This window comes from Cupriavidus sp. SIMBA_020, assembly GCF_046535395.1.
Lineage (GTDB): Bacteria > Pseudomonadota > Gammaproteobacteria > Burkholderiales > Burkholderiaceae > Cupriavidus > Cupriavidus campinensis.
This window is the reverse complement of record NZ_JAWRWU010000020.1, coordinates 1-18,194: the sequence shown is the minus strand read 5'-3', so window position 1 is coordinate 18,194 and position 18,194 is coordinate 1. Positions and strand designations below refer to the sequence as shown.

Genomic DNA, 18,194 nt, shown 5'->3' with positions numbered 1-18,194 from the left:
GGCGGGCCGCAGCAGGCACGCTCTCTAGGGTCAATCCGGTCGCTACACCGACCGGTTCACGAAAATGCGCGATCTTACCAAAGAACAAGCGGCGTCGGGCCGCAGGCTGCACGCGTTCACCCTCTTCATGCTAAGTGTCGCCGGCATCACTGCCGGGGCGGGCATGACCGTCCAGGCCGCGGACCTCAGTGTCTCGCCGGCGCAGCAGGCGCAAGCCGACCGGACGGCACAGCAAGGCATTCCCGTTGCCGATCTGGCGCCCAGCGCACCGGGCCAGTACACGGTGCGCTCTGGCGACACCCTGTGGGGTATCTCGGGCCGCTACCTGCGCCAGCCCTGGCGCTGGCCCGAGCTGTGGGGCATGAACAAGCAGCAGATCCGCAATCCACACCTGATCTATCCCGGCCAGATCCTGTATCTGATTACCCGCGATGGCCGCGCCTACCTGAGCACGACCGCACCGGGCGGCGCAGGCGGCGATGGCCGCCTCTCGCCGCGCGTGCGGGGCGAAGGCACTGACGGCGACGCGATCCTGAGCATTCCGGCGGCGGACATCGAGCCGTTCCTGATCCGCCCGCTGGTGGTGGACAAGGGCACCGTCGATACCTCGGCGCGGCTCGTGGCCCTGCCCGATGCCCGCGTCTACATGGGCCGTGGCGATACCGGCTACGCGCGCGGCATTGGCCCCGGCGAGGCAGCCATCGGCAGCGACTGGCAGGCCTTCAAGCCGGCCCTGCCGGTGCGTGACCCGGTTACCAACAAGGTGATTGGCTTCGAGGCCGAATACCAGGGCAGCGTGCGTGTCTCGCGTCCGCCCGAGGGCCCGGACGCCGTGACCACGGTGCAGGCCACCCAGTCGCTGCAGGAAATGGGCCCCGGCACGCTGCTGCTGCCCCAGCCCCCGCGCGAACTGGTGCGCTACGTGCCGCATGCGCCCGAGGCCGACGTGAACGCCCGCATCGCGGCCGTGTATGGCGGCGTGCAGTACGGCGGTGCCAAGCAGGTGGTGGTACTGAACGTGGGCACGGACGCCGGGCTCGAGCCGGGCCATGTGCTGGCGCTTTCGCGCGACGGTGGGCTGGTCAAGGATCCGACGGACAGCAACCGTACCATCAGGCTGCCCGACGACCGTTACGGGCTGGCCTATGTGTATCGCGTGTTCCCGGGTATCTCGTACGCGCTGGTCACCGATGCCACGAACCTGATGAAGGTTGGCGACATCGCCACGACGCCACGTTGACCGGTAGGCGCGCGCCGGAGGGCGCGCAAGTCTCCGGGCCGGCCCTGGGCAGGGATGCGGGGCTGGCCGACGTTGCGGCGTGGCTGCGGCTGATTGCCACGCCAGGACTGACCGCGGCGGCCGCGCGCCGGCTGCTGGGCGCGTTCGGCCTGCCTTCGGCGGTGCTGGCGCAGCCTGCTGCCCGGCTGCATGGGCTGGTGCCGCACGCCATCGCCCAAGTCCTGACCGCCCCGCCCGATGCCACGCTGGCGGCGCTGATCGCGCGCACCGAGGCGTGGCTCGCCGCACCGGGCCATCACCTCGTCACGCTCGCCGATAGTGACTATCCGGCCCGGCTGCTCGACCTCGCCGATCCCCCGCTCCTTCTCCACGTCAACGGCCGGCGCGATGCGCTGGCGGCGCCTTCCATCGGCATCGTCGGCGCGCGCAAGGCCACCGTGCAGGGGGCGAAGGATGCCCACGCGTTTGCCGCCGCCTTGTCCGGGGCGGGATTCATGGTGGTGTCCGGCCTCGCGCTCGGCATCGACGCAGCGGCCCATGCGGGGGCGATGTCCGGCGCCGGCGGCACGATTGCCGTCATCGGTACAGGTGTCGATGTGGTGTATCCGGCACGTCATCACGCGCTGGCACACGAGATCGTGGACCGTGGCGGCGCCATTCTCAGCGAGTTTCCCCTTGGAACGCCGCCATTGAGCCACCACTTCCCCAGGCGTAACCGGCTGATCGCAGCATTGGGCCAGGGCGTGCTGGTGGTCGAGGCAGCCGAGCGCTCGGGGTCGCTGATCACGGCGCGGCTGGCCTCCGAGCTGGGGCGCGAGGTGTTCGCGATTCCCGGGTCGATCCACGCGCCGCTCTCGAAGGGCTGTCACCGGTTGATCCGGCAGGGCGCGAAGCTGGTGGAAAGCCTCGAGGACATCGTGGAAGAGTTTCCCGACCTCGCCGCGCCATCGGCCAGACCCGCCGGGGCGAACGCGGCGACCGACCCGCTCCCCGCCGACGCATTCGGCGCCGCGCTCGCCTATGATCCTGTGACGCTCGACGCCTTGTGCGCCGGCAGCGGATTATCGGCAGAAGCGGCGTCGGCAGCGCTTTTACAGCTGGAAATGGCCGGCGCGGCGGAGCGATTGCCGGGCAACCGCTACCGGCGGCTCGGGTAAGGGGCGCCAAACTCTATACAATCTGCCGGCATTGCCGCGGCTGGTGCCGTAGGCTGCTCATGTTTTGACTGCGATGACCGTTTACTTTCCCGAACAAGACGCCGCGGCGCTGCGCCAGGCGCTGGCCGCGCGGCCGGCGGGCCGGCTGGTGGCCTGCCTGTGCGCGGACTGGTGCGGGACGTGCAAGGACTATATGAGCGGCTTCGCGGCGCTGGCGGCGCGCTATCCCGGCGACTGCTTTGTCTGGATCGATATCGAGACCCACGCCGACCGGCTCGGCGAGGACATCGATATCGAGAACTTTCCAACGGTGCTGATCCAGCCCGTGGCCGGCGGCGATCCGCATTTTTACGGCACCGTGCTGCCTCATCTGGAAGTGTTGGAGCGCATGCTGGACCGTGGGGCGTCGATGCCCACGGCCGCATCGGAAATTCCTGAAGTGCTCGACTGGTTGCTCGAGAGCCACCCCGGCTGATGCCATGTGCTGCCTGAGCCCCAGGCGGCGTTTGCTTGCACCGCCGACGGATGCGCGCTTATTATTGGCGCCTCAAAGCCCAGGCGTGCTGTTTACATAATTAGCAGTGCCAATCAAGAGGCGCTGGCTTCCCCTGACGGGAGCCGTGCCGCAAGGACCCGTTCAATGTCTAAAGCCCTCATCATCGCGGAAAAGCCATCGGTCGCCGCCGATATCGCGCGCGCCCTCGGGGGCTTTACCAAGCACGACGAGTACTTCGAGAGCGATGACTACGTGCTGTCTTCGGCCGTGGGCCACCTCGTGGAGATTGCCGCGCCGGACGACTACGAGGTCAAGCGCGGCAAGTGGAGCTTCGCCAATCTGCCGGTGATTCCGCCGCATTTCGACCTGCGCCCGATCCAGAAGACCGAGTCGCGGCTGAAGGTGCTGAACCGGCTGATCAAGCGCAAGGACGTGACCGGCCTGATCAACGCCTGCGATGCGGGGCGCGAGGGGGAGCTGATCTTCCGCCTGATCGCGCAACAGGCCAAGGCCAAGCAGCCGGTGCGCCGGCTGTGGCTGCAGTCGATGACGCCGCAGGCCATCCGCGACGGGTTTGCGCAGCTGCGCGACGACCAGGAAATGATGCCGCTGGCCGATGCCGCGCGCTGCCGGTCTGAGGCCGACTGGCTGGTCGGCATCAACGGCACGCGGGCGATGACCGCGTTCAACAGCAAGGGCGGCGGTTTCTTCCTGACCACGGTGGGCCGGGTGCAGACCCCGACGCTGTCGATCGTGGTGGAGCGCGAGGAGAAGATCAAGCACTTCGTGCCGCGCGACTACTGGGAAGTGCACGCCGAGTTCATCGCCGCCAAGGGCCTGTATGAAGGCCGCTGGTTCGACCCGAAGTTCAAGAAGAACGAGTTCGACCCCGAGGCGCGCGAATCGCGCCTGTGGAGCGAGGCCGAGGCCAAGAGCATCGTGGCGGCCTGCCGCGACAAGCCGGGCACCGTCACCGAGGAATCGAAGCCGTCGACGCAACAGTCGCCGGCGCTGTTCGACCTGACCACGCTCCAGCGCGAGGCTAACTCGCGCTTCGGCTTCTCCGCCAAGAACACGCTGGGCCTGGCCCAGGCGCTGTACGAGAAGCACAAGGTGCTGACGTACCCGCGTACCGACGCCCGCGCGCTGCCCGAGGACTACCTGGAGACGGTCAAGGAGACCATGGGCATGCTGGCCGACAGCTCGCCCAACTACCTGACGCACGCCAAGAAGATCCTGGCCAGCGGCTGGGTGAAGCCGAACAAGAAGATCTTCGACAACAGCAAGATCAGCGATCACTTCGCTATCATCCCGACGCTGCAGGCGCCCAAGAACCTGTCCGAGCCCGAGCAGAAGCTGTATGACCTGGTGGTGCGCCGCTTCCTGGCGGTGTTCTTCCCGGCCGCCGAGTTCCAGGTGACCACCCGCATCACCGAGGTGGCCGGCCATCACTTCAAGACCGAGGGCAAGGTCCTGGTCAACCCGGGCTGGCTGGTCATCTACGGCCGCGAGGCGCAGGGCAAGGACGACAAGGACGCCAACCTGGTGCCGGTGGACAAGGGCGAGCGCGTCAAGACCGACAAGGTCGAGTCCGTCGGCCTGACCACGCGCCCGCCGGCGCGCTACAACGAAGCCACGCTGCTGTCGGCGATGGAAGGCGCGGGCAAGCTCGTCGACGACGACGCGCTGCGCGAGGCCATGGCCGGCAAGGGCCTCGGCACGCCGGCCACGCGCGCGGCCATCATCGAAGGGCTGCTGACCGAGAAGTACCTCGTGCGCGAGGGCCGCGAGCTGATCCCGACCGCCAAGGCGTTCCAGCTGATGACGCTGCTGCGCGGCCTGGGCGTGCTCGAACTGACGCAGGCCGAGCTGACCGGCGAGTGGGAGCACAAGCTGTCGCAGATCGAGCGCGGCCGGCTCAAGCGCGACGAATTCATGCGCGAGATCGCGCAGATGACGCAGCAGATCGTCAAGCGCGCCAAGGAATACGACAGCGACACCATTCCGGGCGACTACGCCACGCTGGACACCCCGTGCCCGCAGTGCGGCGGCCAGGTCAAGGAGAACTACCGCCGCTTTGCCTGCACCGCGTGCGAGTTCTCGATCAGCAAGATCCCGGGCGGCCGCCAGTTCGAGATCGAGGAAGTCGAGGAACTGCTGCTGAAGAAGGAAATTGGCCCGCTGCAGGGCTTCCGCAGCAAGATGGGCCGGCCGTTCGCGGCCATCCTGAAGCTGGCCAAGGGCGACGACGGCAACTGGAAGATGGAGTTCGACTTCGGCCAGAACGACGACGATGCCGATGGCGAGCCGATCGACTTCAGCGCCCAGACCCCGGTGGGGTCGTGCCCGAAGTGCAGCGGCGCGGTTTACGAGCACGGCATGAAGTACGTCTGCGAGAACGCCGTGGGCAGCGAGAAGACCTGCGACTTCACGACCGGCAAGATCATCCTGCAGCAGGAAATCTCGCGCGAGCAGATCGGCAAGCTGCTGACGGCGGGCAAGACGGACCTGCTGACCGGCTTCAAGTCGTCGCGCACGGGCCGCAACTTCAAGGCCTTCCTGGTGAAGCAGCCGGACGGCAAGATCGGCTTCGAATTCGAGGCCCGCGAGCCGAAGGCCGGCGCCAAGGGCGCCGCAGCCAAGTCTGCCAAGGGGGCCAAGACCACCGAAGCCACCGGCGCCACCGAAGCAGCCGAGACCGAAGCCGCGCCGGCCAAGCCGGCAGCGAAGAAGGTAGCCGCCAAGAAGGCACCCGCCAAGAAGGCGGCCACCAAGACTGCAACCAAGACTGCAACCAAGACCGCCGCAGCCAAGACCCCGGCGGCCAAGAAGACCCGCGCCGCCACCAAGGCGACGGCCGACGCCGAAGAGTAATTCCGCGTACGGCGTTCACCCCTCTCCCGGCATGCGGAGAGGGGTTTCGAACCTTCCTTCTTATTTCCCCTACTTCTGCCCGCTGGCTTCCCCGGCCCGCTTCGTGCCTTCCTCGAGCAGGAAGTCGATGAAGGCGCGCACCTTGGTCGGCAGGAACTTGCGGCTGGGGTAGACCACGCTCACGTCGCGGCGCGGCAGTTGGTATTGGGGCAGGATGTGCGTCAGGCGGCCGGCTTCGATGTTGGGCCGGGCCAGGTAGGAGGACAGCATGGCGATGCCCATGTTGGCCAGCGCGGCCTGGTGGGCCAGTTCGGCGTTGCTGCACAGCAGGCCGGGCCGGATCGGGACCGTGACGTCGCCTTCGGGGCCGGAGAGCGTCCATTCGTGCTCGGCCGTGGGCAGGCGCATGGCGATGCAGCGGTGGCTGGCCAGGTCCTGGGCGTTACGCAGCGGCGGGTGCGCGCGCAGGTAGCCGGGCGAGGCACAGAGGATGACCTCGGCCGAGATCAGCGGCCGTGCCACCAGGTGCGAGCCGAGGCCCAGGTCGGACAGCATCACGCCCACGTCGCGGCCTTCTTCCACGATATCGACGATGCGGTCCGAGAGCAGCACGTCGAATACCACGTCCGGGTAGAGCTGCTGGAAGCGTTCCAGAGTCTGCGGCAGCAGGTGCAGGCCGAACATGACCGGCGCCACCAGCCGCAGCGTGCCCGAGAGCGACTGACTGCGCGCCGTGACCACCGACTCGGCTTCTTCCACATCCTCGAGGATCTGGCTGCAGCGCTGGAGGTAGGTTTCGCCGGCGTCTGTCAGCGACAGGCTGCGCGTGGTGCGGTTCAGCAGCCGGGTGCCCAGGTGGCTTTCCAGGTCCGCCACATAGCGCGTGACCACGGCATTGGACATTTCCAATTGCTGCGCCGCACGTGCAAAACTGCCAAGTTCCACCACCTTGGCGAAGACGCGCATCGATTGAAGCCGATCCATGACATAGTCTCCCGATTCACCCGTGAACTTTTACACGATCCGGGGGATTTATTGTGAAAAGCACAATCAATCATTGTGGATGGCAATATTTATTCATATCAGGGGAATGCCTAATATCGCATCACCTGATGCCGCATCGCACCATCCACATTCCGAGCGCCGGCATCCATCGAATAAAGAAAGGATTCGCCATGAAGCGCCAATTTGCCCTGACCGTTGCCCTGGTTGCCGCCCTCTCCGCCGCCCCGGCATTCGCCAAGACCACGTTCGACCCGTACACCGACGGTGCCCGCGCCACCAAGTTCGACGCCTTCACCGATGGTGCCCGCACCGGCAAGTTCGATTCCTTCGGCGAAGGCGCCCGTGCCGGTAACTTCGACGTCTACACCGACGGCGCCGCGCTCTGATCTAGCCGCCAGTCGCCAAAAAGCCCGTACCTGACCAGTACGGGCTTTTTGTTTATGCGCGCGATGCTTGCCGCGCGCCATGGAAAAACGGGCCTTCAAGCCCGTTTTTTCGTTGCCAGCCAATGACTTAGTCGTCGTGGCGATGACGATGGCGGCGATGCTTGCTCTTCTTGTAGTAGCGGCGATCGTCGTCGTACGAGTTGCTGCGCGAGACGTTGCCGCCCAGCGCTGCACCCGCCGCGCCGCCCAAGCCTGCGCCAACCAGGCCGCCGGTGCGGCCGCCCATGGCATTGCCGGCTGCTGTGCCGGCGCCGCCACCCAGGGCGCCGCCGATGATGGCACCGGTGCGCTCGCGCTTGCTGGAGGTCAGCGCGCCGCCGGCACCGCCGCCCACCGCGCCGCCGATCACGGAGCCGGTGCTGCCGCCCAGCGCGCCGCCCACGGCTGCGCCAGCTACGCCGCCCAGGCCACCGCCGAGTGCATTGTTCAGGTCACCCCCTGCGAACGCCGGCAGCGCAGCCGCCGAGAGGGCAAGGGCCAGAGTGAGGGTGCGAAGATGGCGAGACATCGTATTTTCCTTTATCAGTCGTGCATCTGGAACCGGAGTGTAGAGAACGGGCCGTGCCGTTGCTGTAACCAGTTGTGAGGCCCTGTAACCCGCTCCAGAAACGGTATCTATTGGTTAAAAATCGCGGTGTAAACGCAACACCTGATTATCCGGGATGAAAAAAGCGACCCCGGAGGGTCGCTTTCGTCACGTCATTGTGGGTGACGTCAGCAGCACTTGCCCTGCCCGCCGCCGTACCGGGCTTCCTGACGTTCGCGGAAGAATTCCTCGTACGTCATTGGCGCGCGGTCCGGGTGGGTGGACTCCATATGGGCCACGTAGGTCTGGTAGTCGGGCAGCCCGACCATCAGCCGCAGCGACTGGCCGAGGTAGCGGCCCATGGTCCCGATTTGATCCAGCATGGTGGCCTCCTGTGGATGGCGATCAAGGTGCTTGATCAGTGCTGCGCGGCCGAGGTGCCGGCCGGCAGCGGCTCGAACGGCGTCTCGCTGTCCGTGCGCTTGGTGATGCCGCGTGCCTGCAGGGCCGTCCTGAAGCCGTAGAAGACAATCGACAGCACCACGAACATGAACAGCGCGCACAGGCCGGCGTCCAGGTAGTCGTTGAAGACGATGCGGTGCATCTGCTCCATCGTCTTGGCCGGGGCCAGCACCTTGCCCTGGGCGATGGCGTCGCTGAACTTGGCCGCGTGGGTCAGGAAGCTGACCTTCGGATCGGCATCGAACAGCTTCTGCCAGCCAGCAGTCAGCGTGCAGATCAGCAGCCACACGGTCGGCAGAGCGGTCACCCACGCGTACTGGCCGCGCTTCATCTTCACCAGCACGCAGGTGCCCAGCACCAGCGCCACGGCGGCCAGCATCTGGTTGGAGATGCCGAACAGCGGCCACAGCGTGTTGATGCCGCCCAGCGGATCCACCACGCCCTGGTACAGGAAGTAGCCCCAGGCCGCCACGGTCAGCGCGGTAGCGATCAGGTTGGCCGGCAGCGATTCCGTGCGGCGCATGGACGGCACGAAGCTGCCCAGCAGATCCTGCAGCATGAAGCGGCCGGCGCGGGTGCCCGCGTCCACGGCGGTCAGGATGAACAGCGCTTCGAACAGGATGGCGAAGTGGTACCAGAACGCCATCATGGCCTGGCCGCCCACCACCTGGTGCAGGATGTGGGCGATGCCCACGGCCAGCGTCGGCGCACCGCCGGCGCGCGAGATGATCGTGTTCTCGCCGACATTCTTGGCGGTTTCGATCAGCACGTCAGGGGTGATGACAAAGCCCCACGTCGACACCACCTGGGCCACGGCTTCCGGCGTGGTGCCAATCACGGCCGCCGGGCTGTTCATCGCGAAGTACACGCCCGGCTCGATCACCGAGGCGGCCACCAGCGCCATGATGGCGACGAAGGACTCGGCCAGCATCGCGCCGTAGCCGATGAAGCGCGCGTGCGACTCGTTCTCCAGCAGCTTGGGCGTGGTGCCCGACGAGATCAGCGCGTGGAAGCCGGACACCGCGCCGCAGGCGATGGTGATGAAGAGGAACGGGAACAGGTTGCCCGACCACACCGGCCCGCCGCCCTGGGCGAACTGCGTGAACGCCGGCATCTTCAGCTCCGGCGCGACGATCACGATGCCGATGGCCAGCGCGATGATCGTGCCGATCTTCAGGAAAGTGGACAGGTAGTCACGCGGCGCCAGCAGCAGCCACACCGGCAGCACGGCGGCGATGAAGCCGTAGATGATCAGCATCCACGTCAGGGCCTTGCCGTCGTAGGTGAACAGCGGCGCCAGCGTGGCGCTCTCGTGCACGTACTGGCCGCCGATGATGGCCAGCATCAGCAGCACGAAGCCGATGACGGAGACCTCGCCGATGCGGCCCGGGCGGATGTAGCGGGTGTAGATGCCCATGAACAGCGCGATGGGGATGGTCACCGCCACGGTGAAGGTGCCCCACGGCGAGCCGGCCAGCGCCTTCACCACGATCAGCGCCAGCACCGCCAGGATGATGATCATGATCATGAAGCAGCCGAACAGCGCGATCATGCCGGGCACCGTGCCCATTTCGGACTTGACCAGATCGCCCAGCGAGCGGCCGTCGCGGCGCGTGGAGATGAACAGGATCATGAAGTCCTGCACCGCACCGGCGAACACCACGCCGGCCAGGATCCACAGCATGCCGGGCATGTAGCCCATCTGCGCGGCCAGCACCGGGCCCACCAGCGGGCCGGCGCCGGCAATGGCGGCGAAGTGGTGGCCGAACAGCACCGCCTTGTTGGTCGGCACGTAGTCCAGGCCGTCGTTGTGGCGCCACGCGGGCGTCATGCGTTTGGGGTCGAGCTGCATCACCTTGTCGGCGATGAAGCGGCTGTAGTAGCGGTAGGCGATCAGGTAGATGCAGAGCGCGGCAACCACGATCCACAGCGCACTGACGGCTTCCCCGCGCGACAGCGCGACGGTGGCGAAGGCAAACGCGCCGAGCACGGCGACGGCCAGCCACAACAGGTGTTGTCCGATGCGATTCATGTTGAAGGGTCTCCTCAGACCGGAAATGAAAAACCTGGCGACGCGGATGGCGGGCAGAGGTGGGGGTGCCGGGGCAGCGGCGGACGATCCTGCGAGGAAAGGGGGTCTCCTGGATGTCTGCGGCGTGCCCGGTCTGTTCTCGTCTGTTCCGGATCTGGTCGGCAGGCAGGAGCGCACCGGGCCGCGGGCGCGGCGCGCTGACTGCAACGGATTGAGCGGCGCAGGGGCGCACCGCCAATCCGGCGTGTAGTATTGACACCCGCTCCAGCCGGCACAAGCGCGTAACTACGCAATGGGCTTGCGTAGTACTACGTAAGGCGACGCTGCGACGCGGCCTTGCCGGCATCGGTGTTTACCCCCGGTCCAAATGAAACTCCGTCAGAAGATCCTGTTGCTCGCCGTGGCGCCGCTGGCGGTGGCCATGTTCGGCATCGCCTTGGCCGTGCGCTATCAGGCCACCGCGCTGGCCCGCCACGAGCGCGCGCTGGTGGAGGCGGCCTACCTCCAGAGCAAGGAAATGGAGCTGCGCCACTATGTGGAACTGGCGCAGAGCGCCATCGCGCCGATGGTCGACTCCGGCCGCAACGATGCCGACACCCGCCGCGCCGCCATGGAGGCGCTGGCGCGGCTCGACTACGGCCCGGACGGCTACTTCTTCCTCTATGACCTCCAGGGCCGCAACCTGATGCACCCGCGCCAGCCCGAACTGGTTGGCCAGGATTTGTGGCTGATGCGTGACCCGCAGGGCGCGCTGACCATCCAGCAGCTGATCGCGGCGGCCAAGGCCGGCGGCGGCGCGGTGCGCTACCAATGGAAGAAGCCGTCTTCCCAGCAACTCGCCCCGAAGCTTGGCTACGTGGTGGCCGTGCCCGCGTGGAACTGGATGCTCGGCACCGGTATTTATCTGGACGATGTGGAGCGTACGCTACGCCAGCTCGACGCGCGTGCCGAAACCGACATCCGCGAGACCATGGCGTGGATCGGCGTGATTGCCGGCATCAGCATCCTGTTGGTGGCGGCGGGCGGCCTCGCGCTCAACGTGAGCGACCACCGCGAGGCGGACGCCAAGCTCCACCAGTTGGCCCGGCGGGTGGTGCAGTCGCAGGAAGAGGAGCGCGCGCGGCTCTCGCGCGAGCTGCACGATGGCATCAGCCAGTTGCTGGTGTCGGTGAAGCTGGTGCTGGAGGCCGCCACGAACCGGCTCAAGCTGGCGCCGGCCGAGGGCGCGTCGGTGGCGCCGGTGCTGGGCATGGCGCTGAACCGGCTCGACTCCGTGTTCAACGAGGTGCGACGCGTGGCGCGCAACCTGCGCCCCGCCCTGCTGGACGACCTGGGTTTGTTCGCTGCGCTGCAGCATCTGGCGCGCGAGATGCAGGCCGGCAGCACGCTGGAGATCCACGTCACCCAGACCGGCCAGCCCTGCGAGTTGGCCGACGAGCAGGCCACCGCGCTGTTCCGCATCGCCCAGGAGGCGCTGACCAACGTGGAGCGCCACGCGCATGCGCGGCGCGTGGAGGTGGCGCTCGCCTTTGAAGACAAGCAGACGCGGCTGACCGTGCGCGACGATGGCACGGGCTTCGACGTCGCCCGCATGCAGTCAGACCCGCAGCGCGGCATCGGGCTGCGCAACCTGCGCGAGCGCATGGCCGCGCTCGATGGCCAGTTTGTGCTGAGTTCCTCGCCGGCCGGCACCCGGCTGGTGGCCACGCTGCCGACGCGTCTTTCCGCCCAGCCGCCCGCCCCGCCGCCCGCCCCAGCCCCCGTATCGGAAATTTCGCAGTCATGACCGCTTCGCACGACGACGCCACGACCTCCCCGGCGCCTTCCTCCGCGCCTTCCTCCGCACTCGCCTCGCCGGCCCGCGTGCTGTTGATCGACGACCACGCGCTGGTGCGCGACGGCATGCGCATGCACCTGACGCTCCAGCCCGGGCTCGAAGTGGTGGGCGAGGCCGATGGCGGCGAGGCGGCGCTCGGCTGGCTGGCCGCCGCCGGCCCCGAACGGCGCCCGGACCTGGTGATTACCGACATCGGCATGCGCGGCATGGGTGGCATCGCGCTGGCCGGCGCGCTGCACGACCGTTATCCGGAACTCGCCGTGCTGATCGTGTCGATGCACGACAACCTCGAATACGTGCGTCAGGCGATGCGTGCCGGCGCGCGTGGCTACGTGCTCAAGGACGCCCCGGCCGACGAACTGCTGGCCGCCATCCAGGCCGTGCTGGCCGGACGCGTGTTCTACAGCGCCCGGATCGCGCGCGGCATGGCCGAGCAGACCGTGGGGCCGGTGGACGCGCTCACGCCCCGCGAGCGCGACATCCTGGCCGGCATCGGCCGGGGGCTGGCCAACAAGGAAATCGCGGCGCAACTCGGCGTGTCGGTGCGCACCGTGGAGACCCACCGCCTCAACCTCAAGCGCAAGCTCGGCATCGAGGGCCGCGCCGGGCTGGTGAAGTACGCCGTGCAATCGCTCGCCGGCGAGCAGGACGGCAACTAGCCTTTTCCCGCTTCCCCCCTTTTTTCCCTTTTCCTGCTTTTTCTTCATTGCCGACTGCGGCCTGCCGCACGCGGAATCGGGTATCCCCTACATTGTTGGCGCGATGCCTGTTGCCTAACATTCAGACAACTGAAGGTCGGGGGAATGTCTCATATTGTCCGCACTCGCATGCTGCGGACCCTTCCCACTGCCTCGCGCTACCTCTTTCCTTCCACTGTTCTCAGCCGTGCGTGCAGGCGCCATGCCTGCGCGCACGGGTGTCCGTGCGGTTCGTCGATTGGTCCATCCAATACAGATAATGGGGAGACAGTCATGGCAGCAAAGCAGAAAGGCAGCGCGGTGTCACGACGCAAGTTCATGGGCGGTGCAGGCGCCGCCGCCGTGGGTACCGCGACGATGGGCTTCCCTGCCATCGTCAAGGCGCAAGGCCCCGTGACGATGCGTTGGCAGAGCACCTGGCCCACCAAGGATATTTTTCACGAGTTCGCGGGCGACTTCGTCAAGAAGGTCAACGACATGTCCGGCGGCGAACTCAAGATCGAGCTGCTGCCGGCGGGCGCCGTGGTCAAGGCGTTCGACCTGATCGACGCGGTCAGCAAGGGCACCCTCGACGGCGGCCACGGCGTGATTGCCTACTGGTACGGCAAGAACTCGGCGCTCGCGCTGTGGGGGTCGGGGCCGGCCTGGGGCATGGACCCGAACATGCTGCTGGCCTGGCACAAGTACGGTGGCGGCAAGGAGCTCCAGGAGGAGATCTACCGCAGCCTGAACCTCGACGTGGTGTCCTTCCTCTACGGCCCCATGCCCACGCAGCCGCTGGGCTGGTTCAAGAAGCCGATCACCAAGCCGGAAGACTTCAAGGGGCTCAAGTTCCGCACCGTGGGGCTGTCGATCGACATCTTCACCGGTCTGGGCGCGGCGGTGAACGCGCTGCCCGGCGCCGAGATCGTGCCGGCACTGGACCGCGGGCTGCTGGACGCGGCCGAGTTCAACAACGCGAGTTCGGACCGCGCGCTGGGCTTCCAGGATGTGTCGAAGGTCTGCATGCTGCGCAGCTTCCACCAGTGTTCGGAACAGTTCGAGATCATCTTCAACAAGAAGCGCTACGACGCCCTGAACCCGAAGCTGCGCGCCCTGATCGCCAATGCCGTGGACGCGAGTTCGGCGGAGATGTCGATGAAGGCCATCGACCGCTACTCGAAGGACTACCTGGCGCTGCAGCAGCAGGGCGTGAAGTTCTATGCCACGCCCAACTCGGTGCTGCAGGCGCAGCTCAAGGTCTGGGACGAGATCGTGGCGCGCAAGGAAAAGGAAAATCCGATGTTCAAGAAGGTGAACGATTCGATGAAGGCGTTCGCGCAGCGCAGCACGCGCTGGCAGAACGACACCAACGTCGACTATCGGATGGCGTCTTCCTACTACTTCGCGCCGAAGAAGGGCTGAGTTCGAGGCTGGGTCCACGCTAGAAGGCAGGTGGCGGGGCGCGCGTGATCGCGCGGGCCCGCCGCCGGCCGTCCTCCTCACCGTTCCCTGAAAAGGCATCTCCGTGCAAAAGCTCCTGTTCGGGATCGACAGGATCAGCACCTTCGTCGGCCAGGCGGCGTCGTGGCTGATCATCGTGCTGACACTGATCATCAGCTACGAGGTTTTTTCCCGCTACGCGCTGGGTACGCCCCATGCGTGGGTGTTCGACGTGAGCAACATGCTCTACGGCACGCTGTTCATGCTGGCTGGCGCCTACACGCTGGCCAAGCGCGGCCATGTGCGCGGCGACATCCTCTACGGCTTTCTTTCGCCGCGCGCGCAGGCGGGCATCGACCTCGTACTCTATTTACTTTTCTTCTTCCCGGGCGTGATCGCGCTGGCCTGGGCGGGCATCGACTTCTTCGAGGTCTCGCTGGCGCAGAACGAGCATTCATCGATAGCGGCGGATGGGCCGCCCATCTACCCGTTCAAGGCCATGATTCCCGTGGCGGGCGCCTTCCTGTTGCTGCAGGGCGTGGCCGAGGTGATCCGCTGTGTGGTCTGCCTGAAGCAGGGCAGCTGGCCGGCGCGCGAGGATGACGTGGAGGAAGTGGATGTGGACAAGCTGCGCCAGATGGTGAGCAGCGAGGACGTGCTGGCGACGCCCGCACCGGCCAAGACTTCGGAAAAATACGAGGGCATCGCGCGATGAGAAAGGAACTGTGGTTCGGCCTGACGCTGATGGCGTTGATTGTCGGCGCCGTGTTCGTGTTCATGCCCTCGCCCGCGGACTGGACGAACGGCCATCTCGGGCTGCTGATGCTGGCGCTGATCGTGGTGGCGATCATGCTCGGTTTTCCGACCGCCTTCACGCTGATGGGCATGGGGGTGCTGTTTGCCTGGCTCGCGTACCGGCACGCCAATCCGGAAATCGCCGTGGCGCAGACGCTGGACCTGATGGTGCAGCGCGCCTACGCGGTGATGACCAATGATGTGCTGATCTCGATCCCGCTGTTCGTGTTCATGGGCTACCTGGTGGAGCGCGCGAACCTGATCGAGAAGCTGTTCCGCAGCCTGCACCTGGCGCTGGCGTGGATCCCGGGCTCGCTCGCGGTGGCCACGCTGATTACCTGCGCGGTGTTCGCCACGGCCACGGGCATCGTCGGGGCGGTGGTCACGCTGATGGGGCTGCTGGCGTTCCCGGCCATGCTGCGGGCCGGGTACAGCACGTCGATCTCGGCCGGCGCGGTCACGGCGGGCGGGTGCCTGGGCATCCTGATTCCGCCGTCGGTGCTGCTGATCGTCTATGGCGCCACGGCTGGGGTGTCGGTGGTGCAGCTCTACGCGGGCGCGTTCTTCCCCGGGCTGCTGCTGGCGGGGCTCTACATTGTGTATGTGGTTGTGCTGGCGAAGCTGCGGCCGGCGCTGGCGCCGCCGCTGTCGGCGGAGGAGCGCACGGTGCGCCTGTCGCCGCTGGCCACCACGCTGCGCGACACCGTGAGCCGGCGCGCGCTGCCGGCGCTGCTGGTGGGGCTCAAGGGCCGGCGCAATGTCGATGTGCCGATGCGCGACGTGGCGCGCCAGCTCGGCGTGGTGCTGATGCCGGCGATCTTCGTGGCGGTGTCGATGAGCCTGATGTACGCGGCCGTAACCTCCCCGCTGGTGACCGCCGGCACGGGCGGACTCGAGGAAATGGGTGCGGTGTCGTCGTCCTCTTCCGAGGGGGAGGCATCCTTTGACAGCCTCCAGGCGCCCCCCGAGGAAGCCAGCCCTGCCCCCGATGCGCTGACGCCGGCCACGCCCGCCGCGCCGCCCATCGCCCAGGTACCGGCCCCGGCACCCGCCGAGGCCAAGCCGACGCTGGCGACGCCCGCCGCCGATGTGACTGCCGCCGCCGACGTCACCGGCGAGTCCCGGCCCGCCCCCACGTGGTTCTGGGTCACGCTGGCCGTGGTGGCGCTGCTGCTGGTGTATTTCTACTGGCGGTTCGACTTCGCGCGGCTCGAAATCTTCAAGATGCTGCTGTCGTCGTTCTTCCCGCTCGCGGTGATGATCCTGGCGGTGCTGGGGTCCATCGTCTTCGGCCTGGCCACGCCTACCGAGGCGGCGGCGGTAGGCTCGCTCGGCGGGGCCCTGCTGGCGCTGGCCTACGGCCAGCTCAACTACAGCGTGGTGCGCGACTCGGTGTTCCTGACCGCCAAGACCAGCGCGATGGTGTGCTGGCTGTTCGTCGGCTCGTCCATCTTCTCCGCTGCCTTCGCGCTGCTGGGCGGCCAGGCGCTGGTCGAGGAGTGGGTGCTGTCGCTGAACCTGACCCCGGTGCAGTTCATGATCCTGGCGCAGGTCATCATCTTCCTGCTTGGCTGGCCGCTGGAATGGACCGAGATCATCATCATCTTCATGCCGATCTTCATCCCGCTGCTGGACAACTTCGGCATCGACCCGCTGTTCTTCGGCCTGCTGGTGGCGCTGAACCTGCAAACGGCCTTCCTCTCCCCGCCGGTGGCGATGGCGGCGTTCTACCTGAAGGGCGTGGCCCCGCCCCACGTCACCCTGAACCAGATCTTCGCCGGCATGCTCCCCTTCATGGCCATCCAGATCCTGGCGCTGGCCCTGCTCTATATCTTCCCGGGGATTGGACTGTGGCTGCCGCAGGTGTTGTATCGGTAGGGGGTGATCGCAATTTCCTCGTTCCTGAGCGGAGTTGCGCCATCTCAATAGTGCGCTGGTGCTGAGTCGGTAGCGTCGGGCCTCTCTTTTCATGGGAGGAATCCGATGGCTCAGGCAGACGAGATGGACGGCTTGCGCGTGGTCATGAGCGCGCCGCAACTGGCGGCGGTGCTGGCGCACCGATCGATCAGTCCTACGGAGATGATGTCCAACCGCCTATGGGGCGGGCTGGACATCGTCGGCGGCGTGTTGGAGATGGTGGGTGCCGGGGTGCTGTGCATTGCGCCGGAACCGACTGGCGTGACGAAAGCTGGCTGTATCGCGTTCGGCATGCATGGCGCGGACACGGCCTGGCGCGGCATGCGACAAGCCTGGACCGGGCACGACACTGCAACACTGACCCAGCAGGGCGCAACGAAGCTCGCAGAGACCATGCGGGCGCCGCCGGACATGGCCGGCAATATCGGGCTGTCGCTGGATATTGGTGTGGGATTCGGCCTCGCTGGCATGCTGAAGGCGGCGCGGGTGGCGAGTATTACCACAGGGCGGATTTACTTGGTGCAGCACGAGGCGAAGACCGCCGGCGGATCGGGCGGCCATACGATTCGGAAGCACGTTGGAAAGACTGACGCGCAACTGCGGGAGAGACTTGTCAGGGAACCGGGTCTGGACAGGGCTTCAACGTTCACCAACTTACGCGCGGCGGAAGAGGCGATTTCAGACGTGATGCGTGCGCAAAGCAAACAGATTGCGGCATGGGCCTCCGGCAGTGCTTCCACGTTGAGGCTTAAGGGGATCTTGGGAAAGCCAGTGGGAAGAGTGTTGCTACGAAGTACGGGAAAATCGCACGATGCACGGACTGTAACCGTTGTGCTGAAACGCGGGCAGCACAACGACATGCCGTTCTATATTCTTACCGCATACACGAATATCTAACTGTCATGGACGAGACGAGATACACGGAGCTATCCCATTTCCTCGGAATATATTTTGGTCAGGACTATGATTTGTGGGGCCAGAACGCGGAGGAGTTGATTCGTGCTTATATCTGCGAATCAGACGCGACTATGTGGAAATCGATGCTTCTGGAAATCGAAGCATTCAGAAAGAACCATATTGCGGACCTCGACGCGGCATTCCAGCGCGAGTTCGACTGTGCGATTGACTTGACCGTTTGGGGATTCACAATCGAATCCTTCCTCGAGGAAGTCCAAAGGCATCTGAAAGAGGCCATATAAAAAAGGCCGGGATTCCAACCCGGGCGGGGAGAGGGGAGCGATACGCTGGCGTCAGCGATCGTAGTCCTCTCGAAATTTCCTTGTTCCC

General features: G+C 66.3%; 16 protein-coding genes. 12 read left to right on the top strand and 4 right to left on the bottom strand.

The window, feature by feature from the left end:
• The first annotated feature begins 64 nt into the window (after positions 1 to 64).
• The 4 genes from SB751_RS26205 to SB751_RS26190 all read left to right on the top strand — a co-directional run bounded on the left by SB751_RS26205 (position 65) and on the right by SB751_RS26190 (position 5,767).
• The gene (locus SB751_RS26205; RefSeq protein WP_144202667.1) at positions 65 to 1,240 is read left to right on the top strand and encodes a LysM peptidoglycan-binding domain-containing protein; all 1,176 of its coding nucleotides are present in this window, start codon (positions 65 to 67) and stop codon (positions 1,238 to 1,240) included.
• Positions 1,237 to 2,397: a DNA-processing protein DprA gene (gene dprA, locus SB751_RS26200; RefSeq protein ID WP_410748709.1), complete on the top strand. Its 1,161-nt coding sequence runs from the start codon at positions 1,237 to 1,239 to the stop codon at positions 2,395 to 2,397. The genes SB751_RS26205 and dprA overlap by 4 nt, the downstream gene beginning before the upstream one ends.
• A 73-nt stretch (positions 2,398 to 2,470) precedes the next feature.
• The gene (locus SB751_RS26195; RefSeq protein WP_144202662.1) at positions 2,471 to 2,872 is read left to right on the top strand and encodes a thioredoxin family protein; all 402 of its coding nucleotides are present in this window, start codon (positions 2,471 to 2,473) and stop codon (positions 2,870 to 2,872) included.
• Positions 2,873 to 3,037: 165 nt separating this feature from the next.
• A complete protein-coding gene (locus tag SB751_RS26190) occupies positions 3,038 to 5,767 on the top strand; it encodes a DNA topoisomerase III (protein WP_144202661.1) in 2,730 nt (909 codons plus the stop codon).
• A 69-nt stretch (positions 5,768 to 5,836) separates the two neighbouring features.
• Here the strand turns inward: SB751_RS26190 and SB751_RS26185 are convergent, their stop codons facing one another.
• A complete protein-coding gene (locus SB751_RS26185) occupies positions 5,837 to 6,751 on the bottom strand; it encodes a LysR family transcriptional regulator (RefSeq protein WP_144202659.1) in 915 nt (304 codons plus the stop codon).
• 191 nt (positions 6,752 to 6,942) lie between these two features.
• Here SB751_RS26185 and SB751_RS26180 point away from each other — a divergent pair, with 191 nt between their 5' ends.
• A complete protein-coding gene (locus tag SB751_RS26180; RefSeq protein ID WP_211944201.1) occupies positions 6,943 to 7,158 on the top strand; it encodes a hypothetical protein in 216 nt (71 codons plus the stop codon).
• Between the two features lie 127 nt (positions 7,159 to 7,285).
• On the opposite strand, the gene SB751_RS26175 is transcribed toward SB751_RS26180, so the two are convergent.
• The 3 genes from SB751_RS26175 to SB751_RS26165 form a co-directional block, all read right to left on the bottom strand.
• On the bottom strand, positions 7,286 to 7,726 hold the full coding sequence (locus tag SB751_RS26175; protein WP_144202654.1) for a hypothetical protein: 441 nt from the start codon (positions 7,724 to 7,726) through the stop codon (positions 7,286 to 7,288).
• A 206-nt stretch (positions 7,727 to 7,932) separates the two neighbouring features.
• Entirely contained in the window at positions 7,933 to 8,127 is a 195-nt protein-coding gene (locus SB751_RS26170; RefSeq protein ID WP_092291010.1) for a YbdD/YjiX family protein, read from the bottom strand.
• A gap of 35 nt (positions 8,128 to 8,162) precedes the next feature.
• Complete coding sequence (locus tag SB751_RS26165; protein WP_144202652.1) at positions 8,163 to 10,238, bottom strand: carbon starvation CstA family protein; 2,076 nt, start codon at positions 10,236 to 10,238, stop codon at positions 8,163 to 8,165.
• Positions 10,239 to 10,605: 367 nt separating this feature from the next.
• Between SB751_RS26165 and SB751_RS26160 the strand changes: the two genes are divergently transcribed.
• The 7 genes from SB751_RS26160 (at position 10,606) to SB751_RS26130 (ending at position 18,106) form a co-directional block, all read left to right on the top strand.
• Positions 10,606 to 12,024: a cache domain-containing protein gene (locus tag SB751_RS26160; RefSeq protein WP_144202650.1), complete on the top strand. Its 1,419-nt coding sequence runs from the start codon at positions 10,606 to 10,608 to the stop codon at positions 12,022 to 12,024.
• On the top strand, positions 12,021 to 12,734 hold the full coding sequence (locus SB751_RS26155; protein ID WP_280527779.1) for a response regulator: 714 nt from the start codon (positions 12,021 to 12,023) through the stop codon (positions 12,732 to 12,734). The genes SB751_RS26160 and SB751_RS26155 overlap by 4 nt, the downstream gene beginning before the upstream one ends.
• 312 nt (positions 12,735 to 13,046) lie before the next feature.
• Complete coding sequence (locus tag SB751_RS26150) at positions 13,047 to 14,177, top strand: TRAP transporter substrate-binding protein (RefSeq protein WP_144202647.1); 1,131 nt, start codon at positions 13,047 to 13,049, stop codon at positions 14,175 to 14,177.
• Between the two features lie 103 nt (positions 14,178 to 14,280).
• Positions 14,281 to 14,910, top strand: coding sequence for a TRAP transporter small permease subunit (locus SB751_RS26145; protein ID WP_144202645.1), 630 nt, complete (start codon positions 14,281 to 14,283; stop codon positions 14,908 to 14,910).
• Positions 14,907 to 16,868 (top strand): TRAP transporter large permease subunit, encoded by a 1,962-nt coding sequence (locus SB751_RS26140; protein ID WP_144202643.1) that lies wholly within the window; start codon positions 14,907 to 14,909, stop codon positions 16,866 to 16,868. The genes SB751_RS26145 and SB751_RS26140 overlap by 4 nt, the downstream gene beginning before the upstream one ends.
• Positions 16,869 to 16,973: 105 nt before the next feature.
• Positions 16,974 to 17,804, top strand: coding sequence for an RNase A-like domain-containing protein (locus SB751_RS26135; protein ID WP_144202640.1), 831 nt, complete (start codon positions 16,974 to 16,976; stop codon positions 17,802 to 17,804).
• Positions 17,805 to 17,809: 5 nt separating this feature from the next.
• A complete protein-coding gene (locus tag SB751_RS26130) occupies positions 17,810 to 18,106 on the top strand; it encodes a contact-dependent growth inhibition system immunity protein (protein WP_186296975.1) in 297 nt (98 codons plus the stop codon).
• The last annotated feature ends 88 nt before the right edge of the window (positions 18,107 to 18,194 follow it).